A 16,983-nucleotide genomic window follows, 5' to 3' on the forward strand; every position below is an offset into this window, starting at 1 on the left:
TAGGCTTAGAGTGTGTCGATAAAACGTAATAGATGTGAAAGTTGATGTGGACTCATCTTTTTATAGGAGTGGTTGATGGATTTTATTTTTTTCTTCAGTTGTTTTTTATGCTGTGGGAATAGTGCTAATAGCTTTTTTTTGTTCGTAATGTTATAATAGTAATTTCCATAGAAAAGATAGCGTTCTGTAGTGTATGAGTATGTTGGCAGGGCGTCGTTAACTCCTCTTTTTACAAAATGCTTTATCAAAAGAGCAGAGTTTTCTGAATTATAGATTTGCTCATAAAATCCAGGTGTTAATCCCATGTTTTGTTTATCCTTTTTAAAATTGATAAACATATATGAGCGATAATCGAACTGAATTTTAAATGAATCAACTTCATTTTTATTGAGTTCGATATACGTATTTGAGAATTTATAAAAATCAGGATTTACAATTAACTTATCTTTGAAAATGTCGTAAAGGACTTTCTTTTTAGGATACTCATTTCCATTAATGTATAAGGTTCCTATTCCTGTTGTTGAATGTAAATATGGATTTTCATTGGTTGGATAATGATATGGCTTATACTCTCGACCATCAATGTAATTAAGTTCATTATAAAACTTATTTTTATAGAGCTGAAGAATACAGTCAGTTGTTGTATCGGTGCTTGGTCTAGACGTATCTTGAGCTTGTAATACTGAGTTTATTAATAAAAAATTTATCAATAAAACAATAAATTGGGTAGGGTTACGCATAAAGGTTTAAGTTTAACTGTGATAACAAAAGTATAAAAAGACTCGAATTGTTAACATTATTTAATTAAAAATTAATGATTTTAATAACTATTCGTAAAAAAGTGATTTTTTTTTTGCAGTTTTGAACTCATAACCACACAGCTTAATCCTTTATGAATCGAATTATTGTTATCACTTTTCTGCTTGCAATAAGCATTTCATCTTGCCTTGAACCATATGAGGTAGATATTTCCAATTACGAAGATTTATTAGTTGTTGATGCGTTGATTACTGATGAGGTTAAAAATCATAGAGTATATCTTACTCGTTCGGTTCCTAACCTTGATACAGAGCCATCTGTTGAATCTGGTGCTTTGGTAATGATTACAGATGAAACAGGTAAGGAAGAAGTTTTAACAGAGATAGAACCTGGTGTATACGAAACGGATCAACTACAATTTATTGCAAGAGTTGGTGGTACTTATACCTTGACAATTCGCACATCAAACGGTAACACTTATCAATCCGAGCCTTGTACTATTGTGCCTAAATCAAGCATTAACAAAGTGCATTATAAAAAGGGGAAAGAGTGGAATGCAGATGAAACCGAGGAATTTGAAGGTATACATATTTTAGTAGATGGAACTGCTAGTGAAGATACTTATGTGAGGTGGCTCTATGACGAAGATTGGAAGTTTAAGGTGCCGTATCCGGTTTTAATGGATTATAATTACCAAACTCAAGATTGGGAATATATAAAAATAGAAAACGAGTATTGTTGGAAGAGCTATGACTCAAATCAAGTTTTAATCCATTCTTTTTCGAACCAGGAAAATCCAACCATTAAAAATCGAGAAGTTTGTTTTGTTCCTTCAGAAGTAACAGATAAGTTAACTGTCCGGTATAGTGTTTTGGTCAGGCAGTTAAGTATATCAAAGCAGGAATATGAATTTTGGAATAAACTAAAAATATCAACGGAAGATGTGGGTGATGTTTTTGGTTCTCAGCCATTTTCAATTACCGGAAATATACAAAACACCAATGATGCAAAAGAACCGGTTTTGGGATATTTTCAAACAGGTAGCGTTGCTTCCGAACGATTATATATCAACCGTCAGGAAATTGCAGACATTGAACTACCAATACGTTCTTATAAAGAAGGTTGTCGCGTTGATTCCTTTAAGGCTGATGGCTTATCATATAGTTCGGCTCTGGAAATTTATGAAACACTTGTTGTTTCTGGTCCCTATAATTTACACGATGCCATATACAGCGACATGAGTATGGCTGTTATCGGGCTGCTTTTGGCGCCACCACCTTGTTCTGACTGCACTGTTACTGGTAATCCACAAAAACCTGATTTTTGGGAAGATTAAATAATCTAACATGAGGAAAATTCTACTTACCCTAGGTGCTTTTTTTATAATTCACTCTTTTGCCTTATCGCAAGAAAAGCTTGTAATAAATACTGATCGAACTATTTATATAGGTGGAGAGTCTATTTGGTTTACTGTTAGTAATATAAAGCCTGAGACTAAACAAACATCTAACCTTAGTAAGGTTGCATATATTGAATTATTGAATAATGCCAATATGCCAGTTGTGCAAGAAAAGGTGTACTTAAAAGATGGGCATATAACATCTTTGATTGATATTCCGGATTCAGTTTCAACTGGTAATTACTTGTTGAGGGTATATACACGTTGGATGACAAATTATTCTCCTGATAATTATGAGAGTAAAGTCATCTCAATAGTAAATCCATTTGCAAATAATTCACTGCCCAAAGGAGGTGGAGATAATAATGTTGCAATTGCTAATAATATGTCTGACAGCAGCTTGTCTAAACTGTTTTTTAGAGGTTTGAAGAGTAATTACAAACATAGGAAATTGGTGAGTTTTAGTTTTAGCACTGACGATTTAGCTTGGAGTAGTTTAACTGTTTCTGTTGTTAAAAAGTGTTTGTATAGTCCAATGTGCAAGCCTTTAAAAAAGTCAATTGTTAATCCTGATTTGAGTATAGAAAACATAAAGGTGCCTGAATACAAAGGTGAAATTATAAAAGGTCGGGTGATTGATTTAAGATCAAATGATTTGATTACAAAAGAGAAGATGATGTTGTCTTTCGTCAGTCAAAATCCGATATTAAAATTTTCAGAAACAGATGCAAATGGAGAATTTATTTTTGAAGCCAATCGCTTTGGCAGGCAAGAGATGGTAATCCAACCTTATTCGCCTGATACAACAAAGCTGCATTATAAAATTGAATTAGAGAATAACTTTTCGGGGAATTATTCGAAAAGTAGCTTCCCTGAATTAAGCCTTGATACTGCGCAAGTGAATCAAATTAACAAAGCTATCGTTAATATGCAGATTAATACAATTTATGCCAGTCACTTTGTTAATGTTGCGCAAGCTGATTCGATTGAAAATATGGAGTCGTTTTATGGTCAACCGGAAAATACCATTGTTATTGATAAATATATTGATTTGCCAACGACGGAAGAAGTTGTTAGGGAAATCGTTCCATATGTTAGTTTAAGAAAGAGCAAGGGACAATATGAGTTTCGGGTGTACGAAGAGAAATCGCTATATCCTAAAGAGGGAGGTACTTTATCTTTTGTTGATGGAGTGCCGGTTCGTGATATCGAACGTATTTTAGCAATTGACCCTAAATACCTGGAGAAAGTAGATGTTGTTAATCTAAACTATTTCATGAAAGATGAGAATCTTGGGCGTTTGGTATTGTTTTATACTCGTAATAGTGATATGGGCAATATGGAATTTGATCATCGTATCTTCAGGCAGGTTTACAATGGCTATTTAAATTCTTACACCTATAGTAGTCCTGACTATTCTAATGAAGAGCTATATAATTCTCGTTTAGCTGATTATAGGAATGTACTATATTATGCAAGTATTGCTGATTTGCAGAATAAAAAACAGGTAGATCTGGAGTTTTATACAAGCGATGACACTTCGGAGTATACCGTTGTGATAACCGGGATAAACAGTCAGGGTGAAAGAGAATGTGCAACAAAGTCCTTTGTTGTTGAATAGGATTAAGAAATCGTATCGATAGGTTTTGAATTCTTTCTACCTTTGTGTGCTGTACAAAGATTTTTCCGATGAGAAGAGAATTTGATTTTTTAGTCATTGGCTCAGGCATTGCCGGATTGAGTTATGCACTAAAAGTAGCTAAGCACGGCACCGTTGCGGTGGTTAGCAAAACAGAACTTAAAGAGACTAATACCGCCTATGCACAAGGTGGAATTTCATCCGTAACCTATGAACCCGATTCGTTTGAAAAGCATATTGACGATACTTTAATTGCCGGTGATGGCTTGTGTGATATTGAGGCTGTTAAACAAGTAGTAGAAGAAGCGCCAGAACAAATTGAGCAATTACTCGATTGGGGAACCAACTTCGATAAGAATGACGATGGGAGATTTGATTTGCATCGCGAAGGAGGTCATTCAGAGCATCGTATTTTACATCATAAGGACAATACGGGAGCTGAGATTCAGCGTGCTTTAATTGATGCGATAAAAAAGCATCCTTCCATTTCTGTTTTCGAAAATCATTTTGCGGTAGATATTATTACCCAACACCACCTGGGGAAGGTTACTGAACCCTGGATGCGCGATATCGAGTGTTACGGTGCTTATATTCTCAACAAGGACAATGGAAAAATAGAGACCTATTTGGCCAAAACAACCATGATGGCTACAGGAGGTATTGGAAGCGTGTATCAGACAACAACTAATCCTTTGATTGCAACAGGAGATGGTATTGCGATGGTTTTCAGGGCTAAAGGGATTATTGAAAACATGGAGTTTGTGCAATTTCATCCAACAGCTTTGTATAACCTGTCAGAGCGTCCATCGTTTCTGATTACCGAGGCCATGCGTGGCTATGGAGGTATTCTTCGTCGCCGAAATGGCGAAGAGTTTATGCTCAAGTATGATGAACGCGGTTGTCTGGCGCCCCGCGATATTGTGGCTCGGGCCATTGATAATGAATTAAAAAATAGGGGTGAAGAGTATGTTTATCTTGATGTTACCCATAAAGATGCCGAAGAAACAAAGCAGCATTTTCCAAATATTTACAAAAAATGTATGTCGCTGGGGATTGATATTACCAAAGACATGATTCCGGTGGTGCCGGCTGCGCATTACTTATGTGGCGGCATAAAAGTCGACTTAAAAGGGCAAAGTTCAATTACTAATTTATATGCTGCTGGCGAATGTGCCTCAACAGGATTGCATGGAGCCAATCGATTAGCCAGTAATTCTTTAATTGAAGCATTGGTTTTTTCGAATGCGGCTGCCATTGATGCTGTGAAAAAAGTAAACAGTATTGATTTCAACCAGCGTATCCCGGATTGGAACGATGAAGGCACTTCGCACCCTGAAGAAATGATTTTAATTACTCAGTCAAATAAAGAGGTGCAACAGATTATGAGTAAGTATGTTGGTATTGTGCGTTCAAAGATTCGTTTAAACCGTGCCTACGACCGTCTAGAAGTGCTCTACCGCGAGACGGAAGCGTTGTATCAGGATTCAAAAGTATCGGAGAAAATATGCCATTTGCGCAATAAAATTAATGTAGGTTATTTAATCATCAAGATGGCTCGTAAGCGCAAGGAGAGCCGCGGCTTACATTATAATATTGATTTTCCTGGTAAGCTCGAAGGCTAAATAAACACTTATAGCTTTGCGTATTTGAGAGATTTATTACTTTTATGGCTGAAATTAGAACAGCTACTTTGAAAATCCTGCAAATCAATAAAACAGATGCTGGTGGAGGTGCCGCCGTAGCGGCTAATCGACTGAACCGTGCCTTGCGACGCTTTGGTGTTGAATCAAAGCTGTTGGTTCAGGATTTATCTCACAATGAAGAAGGGGTTTATGCAGTAGATAAGGGTTTTGTTTATCGCCAAAAAGCTTTTGCGCGTTTCGCCTGGGAGCGATTAACCTTTTTGCCATACGAACGTAATGCATCGGTGCGATATGCGTTTTCACCTGCTAACACGGGTATTGATATCACAGAACATCCATTAGTCAAAGAAGCTGATATCATTCATTTGCATTGGATTAATCAGGGTTTTTTGTCGATAGAAACCTTAGGGAAATTACTTAAGTGTGGCAAACCAATTGTATGGACACAACACGATATGTGGAGTTTTACCGGTGGTTGTCATTATGCTGGCACTTGTCTCGAATTCCTGGAGTTTTGTTCCTATTGCCCGTTTTTGCGCAAGTCGGGTAAAAAAGACTTATCAGCACGAATTTTTGCACAGAAACGTAAAATTTATAATGAGTCGCCTTTAAGTATTGTTACATGTAGTAAATGGTTGAGGACTCTTTCTCAGGAGAGTAAGTTATTAAGAAGGAAGGAGTTTTATAATATTCCTAATCCAATTGATACCGATTTCTATCAACCGCGTTGCAAGCAGGAAACTCGTAAACGTTTAGGCTTACCTGAAGATAAAAGATTAATATTATTTGGTGCAGCCAATGTAAATGATCCACGAAAAGGCATGCGTTATTTTATAGAAGCGCTAAGTATCCTGGCAGAGAACTTTCCGGTAGTAAAAGATAAAACGGAGTTGGTCGTGTTTGGTAAGATGAATGCTGAAACGGCAAAGCTCTTTCCGTTTAAAACCAATTCATTTAAGTTTGTTTCCGATCCTGATGTGCTGGTTGATTTATACAGTGCAGCCGATAATTATGTCTTGCCTTCTTTGCAGGATAACTTACCCAATACCGTTATGGAATCATTGGCTTGCGGAACGCCTGTTGTTGGGTTTAGTATTGGTGGTGTGCCTGAAATGATTACGCACAAAGAATCGGGTTATTTGGCAGAAGTGAAAAATTCATTAAGTCTGGCAACAGGTATTTATGAAACCTTGTTTGTGAGTGATTTGGAGCAGCTAAGTGCCAATGCCCGTCAAAAAGCTGTTGAGCATTATTCAGAGGAAGTAGTGGCGAATCAGTATAAAGCTGTTTACAAATCATTATTAAAGTAATAATTGATGAAAAATCCTGTTATTTCCATCATAACAATTGTTTATAATGGGATTGAAACGCTTCAGAAAACCATTGACAGCATCGCTTCGCAGTCATACTCAAAAGTGGAATACATCATTGTTGATGGCGCTTCAAACGATGGAACTGTTGATTTAATTAAAGCAAATGAAGCTTTAGTATCAAAGTGGATTACTGAGCCTGATAAAGGTTTGTACGATGCCATGAATAAAGGCCTTAAAATGGCCACTGGCGATTTTGTATGGTTTATAAATTCAGGTGATGAGGTGTATGATGCATCAACTATAGAAAGAATGGTTAGTGGGTTTGAAGAGCAATGGCCCGATGTTATTTATGGTGATACTGTGATGATTGATGTTATGGGGCGGGAAATAGGAGAGAGACGACTTCAGCCGCCCTTACAATTGAGTTGGAAAGATTTTAGAAATGGCATGTTGGTTAGTCATCAGTCTATTTTGGTTTCAACAAAAATTGCAAAACTGTATAATACTAAATATCGTTTTTCTGCGGATTTTGAGTGGTGTTTACAGGCTTTAAAAGATGCTGGAGTGATTCATAATACCAATCAAACGCTCTCGCGGTTTTTAGACGGTGGTTTGACGAAGCAAAACATCGTACCCGGACTCAAGGAGCGTTTCGATATTATGAGGCGCTATTTTGGCTTAATTCAGACGATATTTAAACATATTCCAATTGGGATTCGCTTTTTATCATACGTAGCGAAAAATAAGCGCTTTTAAGCTTTAAGTTTATTTCTTAAGTCTCGTAATATTTCTTCCGTTTCTTCCCATCCAATGCATTCGTCAGTGATAGAAACGCCGTATTTAAGACTTGAGGTGTCTTTTGTAAGTTTTTGATTGCCAAATTTAAGGTTGCTTTCAATCATCACACCCATAATGGAGTTATTTCCACTGGTAATTTGATTGGCAATATCGTTTAAAACCATTGATTGGTTGCAGGCTTTCTTGCCACTGTTAGCATGGCTGCAATCAATCATGATGCGTGGTTCTAATCCTGCTATTTTCAACTCTGATTCATATTGAGCAATTTGTTCGGCCGAATAATTGGGTTCTTTACCGCCGCGAAGGATAATATGCGAATTAGGATTGCCTTTCGTTTTAACCACAGCTACTTTGCCGTCTGGGTTGATGCTGACAAAATTATGTGGTGCTGCAACCGATTCGCGCGCATTGATGGCAATGTCGATGCTGCCTTTGGTACCGTTTTTAAAGCCAACAACTGATGACAGGCCACTGGCCATGTTGCGATGACTTTGTGATTCTGTTGTTCGTGCACCAATGGCTGTCCAGCAAAATAAGTCCTGGATGTATTGTGGCGTGACAATATCCAATGCTTCACCAGCTGCCGGGAGCCCAAGCTCTGCTATGTATAATAGTAATTCACGAGCCATTTTAAGGCCGTCTTCTACGTTGCAGCTATTATCTAGATATGGATCATTGATTAAACCTTGCCAGCCAACAGTTGTCCGTGGTTTTTCGAAATAAACGCGCATGATCAGATAAAGCGTATCACTCACTTCATCGGCTAAAAGCTTTAGTTTTTGAGCGTATTCTTTAGCGGCTTTAATATCGTGAATGGAGCAGGGACCAACCACTACCAATAAACGTTCGTCTTTTTTATGAAGTATGCGTTTAACAGTGTTTTGTCCGTCCAGAATGGTTTTGGTAATATCGTCGGTTAATGGATACTGACGCTTTAATTCATCTGGTGTGATGATTGGTTCTTCTGCAAAAACATTGAGGTTCTCAATCCTTAAATCTGTCATATTGTTTCTCGATAATGACCCAAAGGTAGTAATAGAATGTTAGACTTTAAGGCACTACATAAAAAATGGGCTCCGTATAACGAAACCCATTTCATATTTCTAATAGTCTATCGACTTAATAATCTATATTACTCAACTACCGTTACCCAACCGTGTGTATCTGGCTCGTCGCCATACTGGATAGCGCGTAATTTGTTATAAAGCTTTTCTGATACTTCACCCGGTTTGCCATCTTTGCTAAATACAAATGAGTTACCCGCTTCTACATCATCAATCTGTCCAATTGGGCTGATTACTGCAGCAGTACCGCAAGCGCCAGCTTCTTCAAAAGTGCTTAACTCTTCATAAGGAACCTGACGACGTTCAACCGTCATGCCCATGTCTTCGGCCAACTGGCAAAGGCTCATGTTAGTGATTGAAGGAAGAATTGATTCTGACTTGGGCGTCACATAAGTGTTGTTTTTAATGCCAAAGAAGTTAGCAGGGCCACACTCATCAATGTACTTTTTCTCTTTGCTGTCTAAGAAAAGAACGGCTGAATAACCTTTTGAATGCGCTTCGTGACCGGCACGTAAGCTAGCCGCATAATTACCACCTACTTTAATGTTACCTGTTCCAAGTGGAGCGGCACGGTCGTATTTGCGAGAAATCATCATATTAGTTGGCTTAAAGCCTTCTTTGAAATAAGGGCCAACAGGCATCACAAATACCATGAATAAATATTCGTCGGTTGGAGCTACGCCAATTTTAGCGCCGGTACCAACTAATAAAGGACGAATGTATAACGAAGCACCTGACTCATAAGGCGGAACAAAACGTTTGTTCAGCTCAACAGCTTTTAGTACAGCATTAACAAAGATGTCTTCCGGAATTTCAGCCATCATGGTTCCAACAGCCGAATTGTACATGCGTTTCGCATTTTCTTCGATGCGGAAAAGACGAGTTTTACCATCTTTACCTTTAAAGGCTTTCAATCCTTCAAAAGCTTCCTGGCCATAGTGCAAACCGGTAGCAGCCATATGAATGCTTACCTGGTCTGATGAATGAACTTCCAGTTCACCCCATTTACCATCGCGGTAGTAACATCTAACGTTGTAATCTGTCTTCATGTAGCTGAAAGACAAGTCGCTCCAATTGATATCGCTCATTTCTGTATGATTTAGTACGAGTGTAATTTTTCTTTATCTGCACGTAAAGGTACAATAATCAACTTATAATTTAAATGACAAAAGGCATCTCTAGCAGGGGTTGTAAAACATATTATCTGACAAACAGAAAGATAGCCGATAACAATGTGATAGTATATATCAAATATCGGTACGGTTTTTCCGGGATATAGCCAACGATTCGTTTGCCGGTAAAGGTGCCAAGAATAAGTATGGGGAACATCATCAGGTTGAGCTGAAAGGTTTGCCAGGTGATGGTTTCCCAACTTAGAATGTGAAAGGGTACCTTAAATGAATTAAGCAATAAGTAAAACCAGGCTCCTGTGCCAATGAAAGCAGCTTTGGGTAAACGCATCGACAATAAATACAAATTGAAAATAGGGCCGGCCGCATTTCCAATCATGGTAGCAAAACCACCAGCTAATCCTAAAGTATTACCAAAGACCTTTGAGCCGGAAATATCAATTTTGCCTTTAAATTCATTGTAGAGCAATAAGCCAACACAGATTAATATGGCTGTTCCCATGGTGTATTTAAAGTGTACATCACTAATTTTTGTACCAATAAAAACGGCTATCAGGATGCCGATAACAGCAGGTGGTATTAATCTTAATATCAATTTTATATTGGCGCTTTTGTAGAAAAAGCGAAGCGCCATTAAATCGCCCATAAGCAGACAAGGCAGCAGTATACCAACCGATGCTTTACCACCATAAAGGTGAGCAAATAAGGGAATAACAAACATAGACAGGCCTTTTAAGCCACTTTTAGAAACGCCGATGAAAAAAGCGGACAAAAGTGTTATGCTCCAAGTGGTCCAGTTGCTTTGTAAAGGATTGATTAATTCAGATGTTAACATTGAATAGTTGCTTAAAGTTATCTTGAATAATTAATTGTAATTGAGTAGATTCAAGATTTAGTAATTTTGAAGCTTTTTCATAAATGGATTCAATGTGAAGCTGAGGATTGTTATCTGTCTCCAAAAATAGTCGATTGTGCGGAATAAATGGCAAAGTTTGACTAGCCTTTGAATTCTTTTTTAGAATAGCTTCACCAAGTGAAAAGTAAAAACCATGTTTTAATGCCTGTTCCATTGTTTCTTTGGGAGCATTAAAACCGTGGAAAATCCAGGCTTGCTTTGGCTGTAGTTGTTTGCGAATTTTAATTATTTCGGAATAAGCTTTAACACAATGGATAATAACTGGTAGATGAAGTTCTTCTGAAAGATCAATTTGTAATTTAAATACTTCTGTCTGTATTTCTAGTGAAGGGCCTTTAAGCTTGTCAATACCACATTCGCCGATTGCCAATACATTGGGTTTTTTAGCCAGATGTTCTACGGTTGTAAGTTGTTCTGAATAGGATGAATTAATGTTCCACGGGTGAAGGCCGATGGAATACCAGCCATTGTTTAATCCTTCACTGTGGAGTACAATGCAATTAATCAGCTCTGGGTGTTGGCCTGATTCTTTAGAAAGATGGTGTGTATGGGTATTTATAAACATGGCTGAAACGGTATTATGCAAATGTACTGATTAAGAACAAACTTGTTCTTATGTGCTGACTGAATGCGATAAATACTTATTTTTAGATTGTCATTCAAATCTACCTACTATGAAACGTCGGAATTTCCTACAAAGTTCGATTTTGGCCAGCCTGGGACTAAGTGTTGCTGCCTGTCAAACCAATAATAAAGCACCAGTTAATGAAGAAGCTTTTGTTGATGATTTTCAATTATCGGAAGTAACAGTCGCTGAGCTGCAACAAAAAATGAAGTCGGGAGACTTGACTTCTGAGCGAATTGTGCAGCTATATCTAAAACGCATTGTGCAGCTTGACCAAAGTGGACCAAAGACCAACGCTGTTGTTGAGGTAAATCCTGATGCATTGCTCATTGCAAGTGCTTTGGATGCTGAACGAAAAGAAGGAAAAGTGCGTGGTCCATTGCATGGCATACCGGTAATTATCAAAGAAAATATTGATACTGCTGATAAAATGATAACATCGGCTGGTTCTATGGCTTTAGGTAATCATAAAGCTCAAACAGATGCTTTTATTGTCCAAAAGCTTCGCGAGGCTGGTGCCGTTTTATTGGGTAAAGCCAACCTGAGTGAGTGGGCCAATTTCCGTTCCACTAAATCGAGTAGTGGGTGGAGCAGTCGTGGAGGTCAAACGCGAAATCCTTATGTGCTCGACCGAACGCCATGTGGTTCTTCGTCAGGCTCTGCTGTGGCTGTTTCGGCTAATTTGGCGCCTTTGGCCATTGGTACCGAAACCGATGGCTCCATTGTTTGTCCTTCTGGTATTAATGGCGTTGTAGGAATTAAGCCAACGGTGGGTTTGTTGTCGCGTTCAGGCATAATACCTATTTCTGAAAGTCAGGATACGGCTGGTCCAATGGCGCGCACAGTAACTGATGCAGCAATCTTATTATCCGCATTAACAGGCATTGATGCAACGGATGAAAAAACAAAAGCTCAACCGGCCGATCCGGCAGTGTACCTCAATTTTGATGATACGGTTTTGGAAGGTGCCACGATAGGCTACCTAAGTAAAACATCTGCTTTTGATAAACGTGTTTCGTCCATTATGAATGAGGTGGTTGAAGTGTTAAAAAGCAAAGGAGCTGATGTGATTGATATTACTGTGTCAGATGAAGTGAATCAATTGGGACAATATGAGTGGACAATTTTGTTGTGCGAGTTTAAAGAGGGGATTGAAAAGTATTTAGCATCTCACCCTGAATGTGGATTTCAAACACTTAGTGAGCTAATTGATTTCAATAAGAAGAATGAAAGTAAAATAATGCCATGGTTTGAACAAGAGATATTTGAGTTGGCTAATGAAACCAAAGGTTTAGATGATCCAAAGTATAATGAAGCGAAAAAGGTGTGTGTTGAATTATCGCGAAAACAAGGTATCGACAAACTGATGAATGAGCATAAGCTAGACGCCATTATAGCACCTACTAATGGACCTGCTTGGAGCATCGACTATGTTAATGGAGATAATTTTGGTGGAGGAAGTTCTCAATTGGCAGCTGTTTCAGGTTATCCAAGCATTACTGTGCCAGCTGGCAATATCAAAGGTTTGCCCATTGGTGTTTCGTTCTTTGGTAAGCCCTGGACAGAAAGTCGTTTGATTCAAATAGCGCATTTATATGAAAAAGCAAGTCACAAAAGGTTAAAGCCTGAGTTTAAAATAAGCCTGTTAACGTGAAGATTTACTTGTTAATATTGGTATTTGTAATAAATATACAAGCATATTCACAGGTTGGGCAAGATAGATTTGTTTATGCAACGTGTGATATGAACGCAGGTAATTATTTTTATGCTGATTTTGGGGTGACTTATCTGTTTCGAGGAAAGTATTCATTGGCTATTGAATATTCATCCACGATAAGCAACCCAAAATCGAAACCATCTGATTATGCAGGAGGTCTGGCTTCAGTGGCAGTCTTTGGCTTAGACGGTTCTCATGATGAGATGGAAAGCTTACAAATACTTGGTGGGCGTTATTTTTCTATTAATCAACAAAAAACGATTCGTGTTAACCTGCAGGCTGGTATGATGTTTTCCAGGCTAACAATGCCCGTAAATTGGACGAAATTTGAGGACAGTGGGGGAATTCAGATTGGTAGAAATTATGATTTCGATTATGACAGGAACCAGACAATTGGTTTAGTCATCAATCCAAAATTTGAATTTGCCTTTACAAGAGTGTTTGGCTTGTCAGCTTCGCCTCAGTTTATCTGGAATAAGCAACAGGTTTATTATGGAATTGGAATTGGCTATATGTTGGGTGTATTGAGAAGTAGCAAACAAAAAGGAGATGACCGTTTCCAGCCATCTCCCTAGGGTTGCTAACCCGATAATTCAAAAATTACCGGTTATGTTATTAATATTACTTAGTAGCTCGTTTTCGTTCGTGCTCTAAAAGTAATATTTTTCTTAGACGTATGCTTGATGGTGTCACTTCAACATACTCATCACCCTGAATATATTCTAAAGCTTCTTCAAGACTAAAGCGAATCGGAGGTGCTAATTTAACCTTATCATCGGCACCTGAAGAACGCATGTTGCTCATCTTTTTGGCTTTGGTAACATTGATAGTTAAATCGCCTTCACGGTTGTTTTCGCCAACTACCTGGCCCATATAAACGTCTTCTTGTGGAGCTATAAAGAATTTACCTCTATCCTGAAGTTTATCCATTCCGTATGCGATAGAAGTACCTGATTCAATCACAATTAGTGAACCATTGATACGTTTCTCAATATCGCCTTTCCAAGGTTGAAACTCAATAAAGCGGTGCGCCATAATCGCTTCTCCCTGGGTAGCTGTTAGCATGTTGCTTCGCAGGCCAATTATTCCACGAGATGGGATGTTGAATTCCAAATGAACACGATCACCTTTTTTCTCCATGGATTTTAAATCACCTTTGCGCTTAGATACCATTTCAATGGCTGTTCCTGAATGTTCTTCAGGTAAATCGATGGTTAAATCTTCTACCGGTTCCAGTTTTTCGCCTAATTCTTCTTTGATAATAACACGTGGCTGACCTACTTGTAGTTCATAACCTTCGCGACGCATCGTTTCGATTAAAACCGATAAATGAAGAACGCCTCGTCCATATACGTTCCACGCATCCGCTGAATCTGTTTCTTCCACACGCAGTGCGAGATTTTTTTCCAACTCTTTATCTAAACGATCTTTAATATGGCGTGATGTTACATATTTACCTTCTTTACCAAAGAACGGTGAGTTGTTGATGGTAAATAACATACTCATAGTCGGCTCGTCAATGGCAATTGGTTCCAAAGGCTCCGGATTTTCAAAATCGGCGATTGTATCACCAATATCAAAACCTTCAATACCAATTAAAGCACACAGCTCACCGCATGATACTTTATCAACCTTTGTTCGCCCTAAACCGTCAAATACATTTAATTCTTTGATGCGTGTGCGCGTAATGCTGCCATCACGTTTTACAAGGCTGACGTCTTGATTCACTGCTAAATCACCACGATGTAAACGACCAATGGCAATACGCCCCAAGTATTTACTGTGATCCAATGAAGTAATTTGTAGCTGAGGCGTTCCTTTATTGTATTCAGGAGCTGGGATGTGCTCTAAGATAGCGTCGAAAACGGCCTCTATGTTATCGGTTTTCTTTTTCCAATCGGTGCTCATCCAGTTTTCCTTGGCTGAACCATACACCGATGGGAAATCCAACTGGTCTTCAGTAGCGTCCAATGAGAACATCAGGTCAAATACATCTTCGTGAACTTCTTCCGGGCGACAGTTGGGTTTATCAACCTTGTTGATCACCACAATTGGTTTTAAGCCAAGTGAGATTGCTTTCTGAAGTACAAAACGAGTCTGTGGCATAGGCCCTTCAAAGGCATCTACTAATAGCAAAACGCCATCGGCCATGTTTAATACACGCTCAACCTCACCTCCAAAATCGGAGTGACCCGGTGTGTCGATAATGTTAATTTTTACCCCTTTCCACATTACCGACACATTTTTCGACAAGATAGTGATACCACGCTCACGCTCAAGGTCGTTATTGTCCATAATGAGTTCACCAACTTCCTGGTGATCTTTAAAAAGCTTTCCAGCCATTAACATCTTGTCAACCAGTGTGGTTTTACCGTGGTCAACGTGCGCGATGATGGCTACGTTTCTAATCTCTTGCATAGCTAAAATCCAAATGAGCCGCAAAGGTACTGCTATTTTTTGGTTTACAGCATTATGCAAGTATTAAAAAAGATAAATTGGTTTTTAAAAGTGATGTCTTGTTTCGTTCAAATTGCAGATATGCGAGTAAAATTGAGCAAAAAGAACAGCTTTGTTAGTGCTGAATATAGCGATAGTGAAGCTACATGTTTTCTTATCTTTGTTGTTCAATCCGCAAGGATACTTAAACAGAAGAAGAATGAAGAATGCCTTTTTAGTTGCCGCACCATCCAGTAATTCAGGTAAAACGATTATCACCCTAGGCTTAATAAAAGCTTTGCGTGATAAGGGTTTGAAAATCCAGCCATTTAAGTGTGGTCCCGATTATATTGACCCTATGCACCATGCGCAAGTTGCCGGTTGCTCATCATATAATCTTGATTTATGGATGTCGGATGAAGATCATGTGAAAGCTATTTTTCAAACACAAATGCAAAATGCTGATGTGGGTGTTGTTGAAGGTGTCATGGGTTTGTTTGATGGAGCGAAGCGCGATAAAGGCAGTTCTGCCGAAATTGCCCAACTTATTGATTTGCCCGTAGTGCTGATTGTCAATGCCGCGGCTACTGCCTATTCAGTGGCTCCGCTGTTATATGGGTATAAAAATTTCAACACACATGTGAAAGTCAAAGGGGTTATCTTCAATCGTGTATCCGGTGAGTCGCATTATCAGTTTTTAAAAGAAGCCGCTGAAGATGCTGGTGTTGTTTCTTTGGGCTATGTGCCCAAAGATGAGCGCTTAGCACTGGAGTCGCGTCACCTTGGTCTATCACTCACAGATACTTCGAATATGATGAAAGCTGTTGAAGCCTCAGCAGCATTAATTGATAAGTATGTTGATTTGAATCAGCTTTTAAGTATCTCATCAAAAGATTTTAATGCTTATAAATTTGAAGTAAAAGATAAAATAAATGGTTTGTTACGTTTTGCCATTGCACACGATGAAGCCTTTAATTTTATGTACCCGGCCAATGTTGATGCATTAAAACAAATAGGAGAGGTAATGTATTTTAGTCCGCTGCATGATAATAAGATACCAGAATGTGATTTGTTGTGGTTCCCGGGCGGTTATCCAGAATTGTATGCTGATCAACTGGCGACCAATAAAGACATGCTCAACGCCATAAAGCAATTTGAAAAGAAGGGTGGAAAGTTGATTGCTGAATGCGGTGGAATGATGTATTTGGGACAATCGGTTGAATTGAAAGATGGTTCAGCTCATCAAATGCTTGGGCTTTTTGATTATGAAACGTCGCTTAAGAATATGAAGTTAAAGTTAGGGTATCGTTCGGTTGAAATTGAAAATGAAATATTTAAAGGTCACGAATTTCATTATTCATTAATCGCCAAAGATTGTGTTGAACAAGCAAAAGCAACTGCAAAAACTGCGCGAGGAACAAAAATAGACATGCCCATTTACCGAAGTGAAAATTGCTGGTCGTCTTATTTTCATATCTACTTGGGAGTGCCCGATAAAATGCGACAGTTTTTGAGGTTGCTTAATGTGAGTGTTGGATAGCCCT

General features: G+C 38.5%; 14 protein-coding genes. 8 read left to right on the forward strand and 6 right to left on the reverse strand.

What is annotated here, in order from left to right; translation table 11 throughout:
- Positions 1 to 5: 5 nt before the first annotated feature.
- Positions 6 to 740: a hypothetical protein gene (locus J1N10_RS11710; protein ID WP_262326894.1), complete on the reverse strand. Its 735-nt coding sequence runs from the start codon at positions 738 to 740 to the stop codon at positions 6 to 8.
- Positions 741 to 892: 152 nt separating this feature from the next.
- Between J1N10_RS11710 and J1N10_RS11715 the strand changes: the two genes are divergently transcribed.
- The 5 genes from J1N10_RS11715 (at position 893) to J1N10_RS11735 (ending at position 7,509) form a co-directional block, all read left to right on the forward strand.
- Positions 893 to 2,095, forward strand: a complete 1,203-nt coding sequence (locus tag J1N10_RS11715; RefSeq protein ID WP_262326895.1) for a DUF4249 domain-containing protein — start codon at positions 893 to 895, stop codon at positions 2,093 to 2,095.
- Between the two features lie 10 nt (positions 2,096 to 2,105).
- Positions 2,106 to 3,779, forward strand: coding sequence for a hypothetical protein (locus J1N10_RS11720; protein ID WP_262326896.1), 1,674 nt, complete (start codon positions 2,106 to 2,108; stop codon positions 3,777 to 3,779).
- Positions 3,780 to 3,847: 68 nt separating this feature from the next.
- Positions 3,848 to 5,419 (forward strand): L-aspartate oxidase, encoded by a 1,572-nt coding sequence (gene nadB, locus J1N10_RS11725; RefSeq protein ID WP_262326897.1) that lies wholly within the window; start codon positions 3,848 to 3,850, stop codon positions 5,417 to 5,419.
- A 44-nt stretch (positions 5,420 to 5,463) separates the two neighbouring features.
- Positions 5,464 to 6,750, forward strand: coding sequence for a glycosyltransferase family 4 protein (locus tag J1N10_RS11730; RefSeq protein WP_262326898.1), 1,287 nt, complete (start codon positions 5,464 to 5,466; stop codon positions 6,748 to 6,750).
- A gap of 6 nt (positions 6,751 to 6,756) precedes the next feature.
- Positions 6,757 to 7,509 carry a glycosyltransferase family 2 protein gene (locus J1N10_RS11735; protein ID WP_262326899.1) on the forward strand — a complete coding sequence of 251 codons (753 nt, stop codon included), beginning with the start codon at positions 6,757 to 6,759 and terminating at the stop codon, positions 7,507 to 7,509.
- Here J1N10_RS11735 and J1N10_RS11740 read toward each other — a convergent pair.
- The 4 genes from J1N10_RS11740 to J1N10_RS11755 all read right to left on the reverse strand — a co-directional run bounded on the left by J1N10_RS11740 (position 7,506) and on the right by J1N10_RS11755 (position 11,226).
- Positions 7,506 to 8,555 (reverse strand): 3-deoxy-7-phosphoheptulonate synthase, encoded by a 1,050-nt coding sequence (locus J1N10_RS11740; protein WP_262326900.1) that lies wholly within the window; start codon positions 8,553 to 8,555, stop codon positions 7,506 to 7,508. The genes J1N10_RS11735 and J1N10_RS11740 overlap by 4 nt on opposite strands.
- Before the next feature lie 128 nt (positions 8,556 to 8,683).
- Positions 8,684 to 9,703, reverse strand: a complete 1,020-nt coding sequence (locus J1N10_RS11745; RefSeq protein WP_262326901.1) for a branched-chain amino acid aminotransferase — start codon at positions 9,701 to 9,703, stop codon at positions 8,684 to 8,686.
- Positions 9,704 to 9,815: 112 nt separating this feature from the next.
- A complete protein-coding gene (locus tag J1N10_RS11750) occupies positions 9,816 to 10,580 on the reverse strand; it encodes a sulfite exporter TauE/SafE family protein (RefSeq protein WP_262326902.1) in 765 nt (254 codons plus the stop codon).
- On the reverse strand, positions 10,567 to 11,226 hold the full coding sequence (locus tag J1N10_RS11755; RefSeq protein WP_262326903.1) for a TatD family hydrolase: 660 nt from the start codon (positions 11,224 to 11,226) through the stop codon (positions 10,567 to 10,569). The genes J1N10_RS11750 and J1N10_RS11755 overlap by 14 nt, the downstream gene beginning before the upstream one ends.
- A gap of 109 nt (positions 11,227 to 11,335) precedes the next feature.
- On the opposite strand from J1N10_RS11755, the gene J1N10_RS11760 reads away from it, so the two are divergent.
- Positions 11,336 to 12,940 carry an amidase gene (locus J1N10_RS11760; protein ID WP_262326904.1) on the forward strand — a complete coding sequence of 535 codons (1,605 nt, stop codon included), beginning with the start codon at positions 11,336 to 11,338 and terminating at the stop codon, positions 12,938 to 12,940.
- An 89-nt stretch (positions 12,941 to 13,029) separates the two neighbouring features.
- Entirely contained in the window at positions 13,030 to 13,578 is a 549-nt protein-coding gene (locus J1N10_RS11765; protein WP_262326905.1) for a hypothetical protein, read from the forward strand.
- A 46-nt stretch (positions 13,579 to 13,624) separates the two neighbouring features.
- Here the strand turns inward: J1N10_RS11765 and typA are convergent, their stop codons facing one another.
- Positions 13,625 to 15,421 (reverse strand): translational GTPase TypA, encoded by a 1,797-nt coding sequence (gene typA, locus J1N10_RS11770; protein ID WP_262326906.1) that lies wholly within the window; start codon positions 15,419 to 15,421, stop codon positions 13,625 to 13,627.
- Positions 15,422 to 15,659: 238 nt separating this feature from the next.
- Between typA and J1N10_RS11775 the strand changes: the two genes are divergently transcribed.
- Positions 15,660 to 16,979 (forward strand): cobyrinate a,c-diamide synthase, encoded by a 1,320-nt coding sequence (locus J1N10_RS11775; protein ID WP_262326907.1) that lies wholly within the window; start codon positions 15,660 to 15,662, stop codon positions 16,977 to 16,979.
- The last annotated feature ends 4 nt before the right edge of the window (positions 16,980 to 16,983 follow it).

It is taken from the genome of Carboxylicivirga litoralis, assembly GCF_025499605.1.
GTDB lineage: Bacteria > Bacteroidota > Bacteroidia > Bacteroidales > Marinilabiliaceae > Carboxylicivirga > Carboxylicivirga litoralis.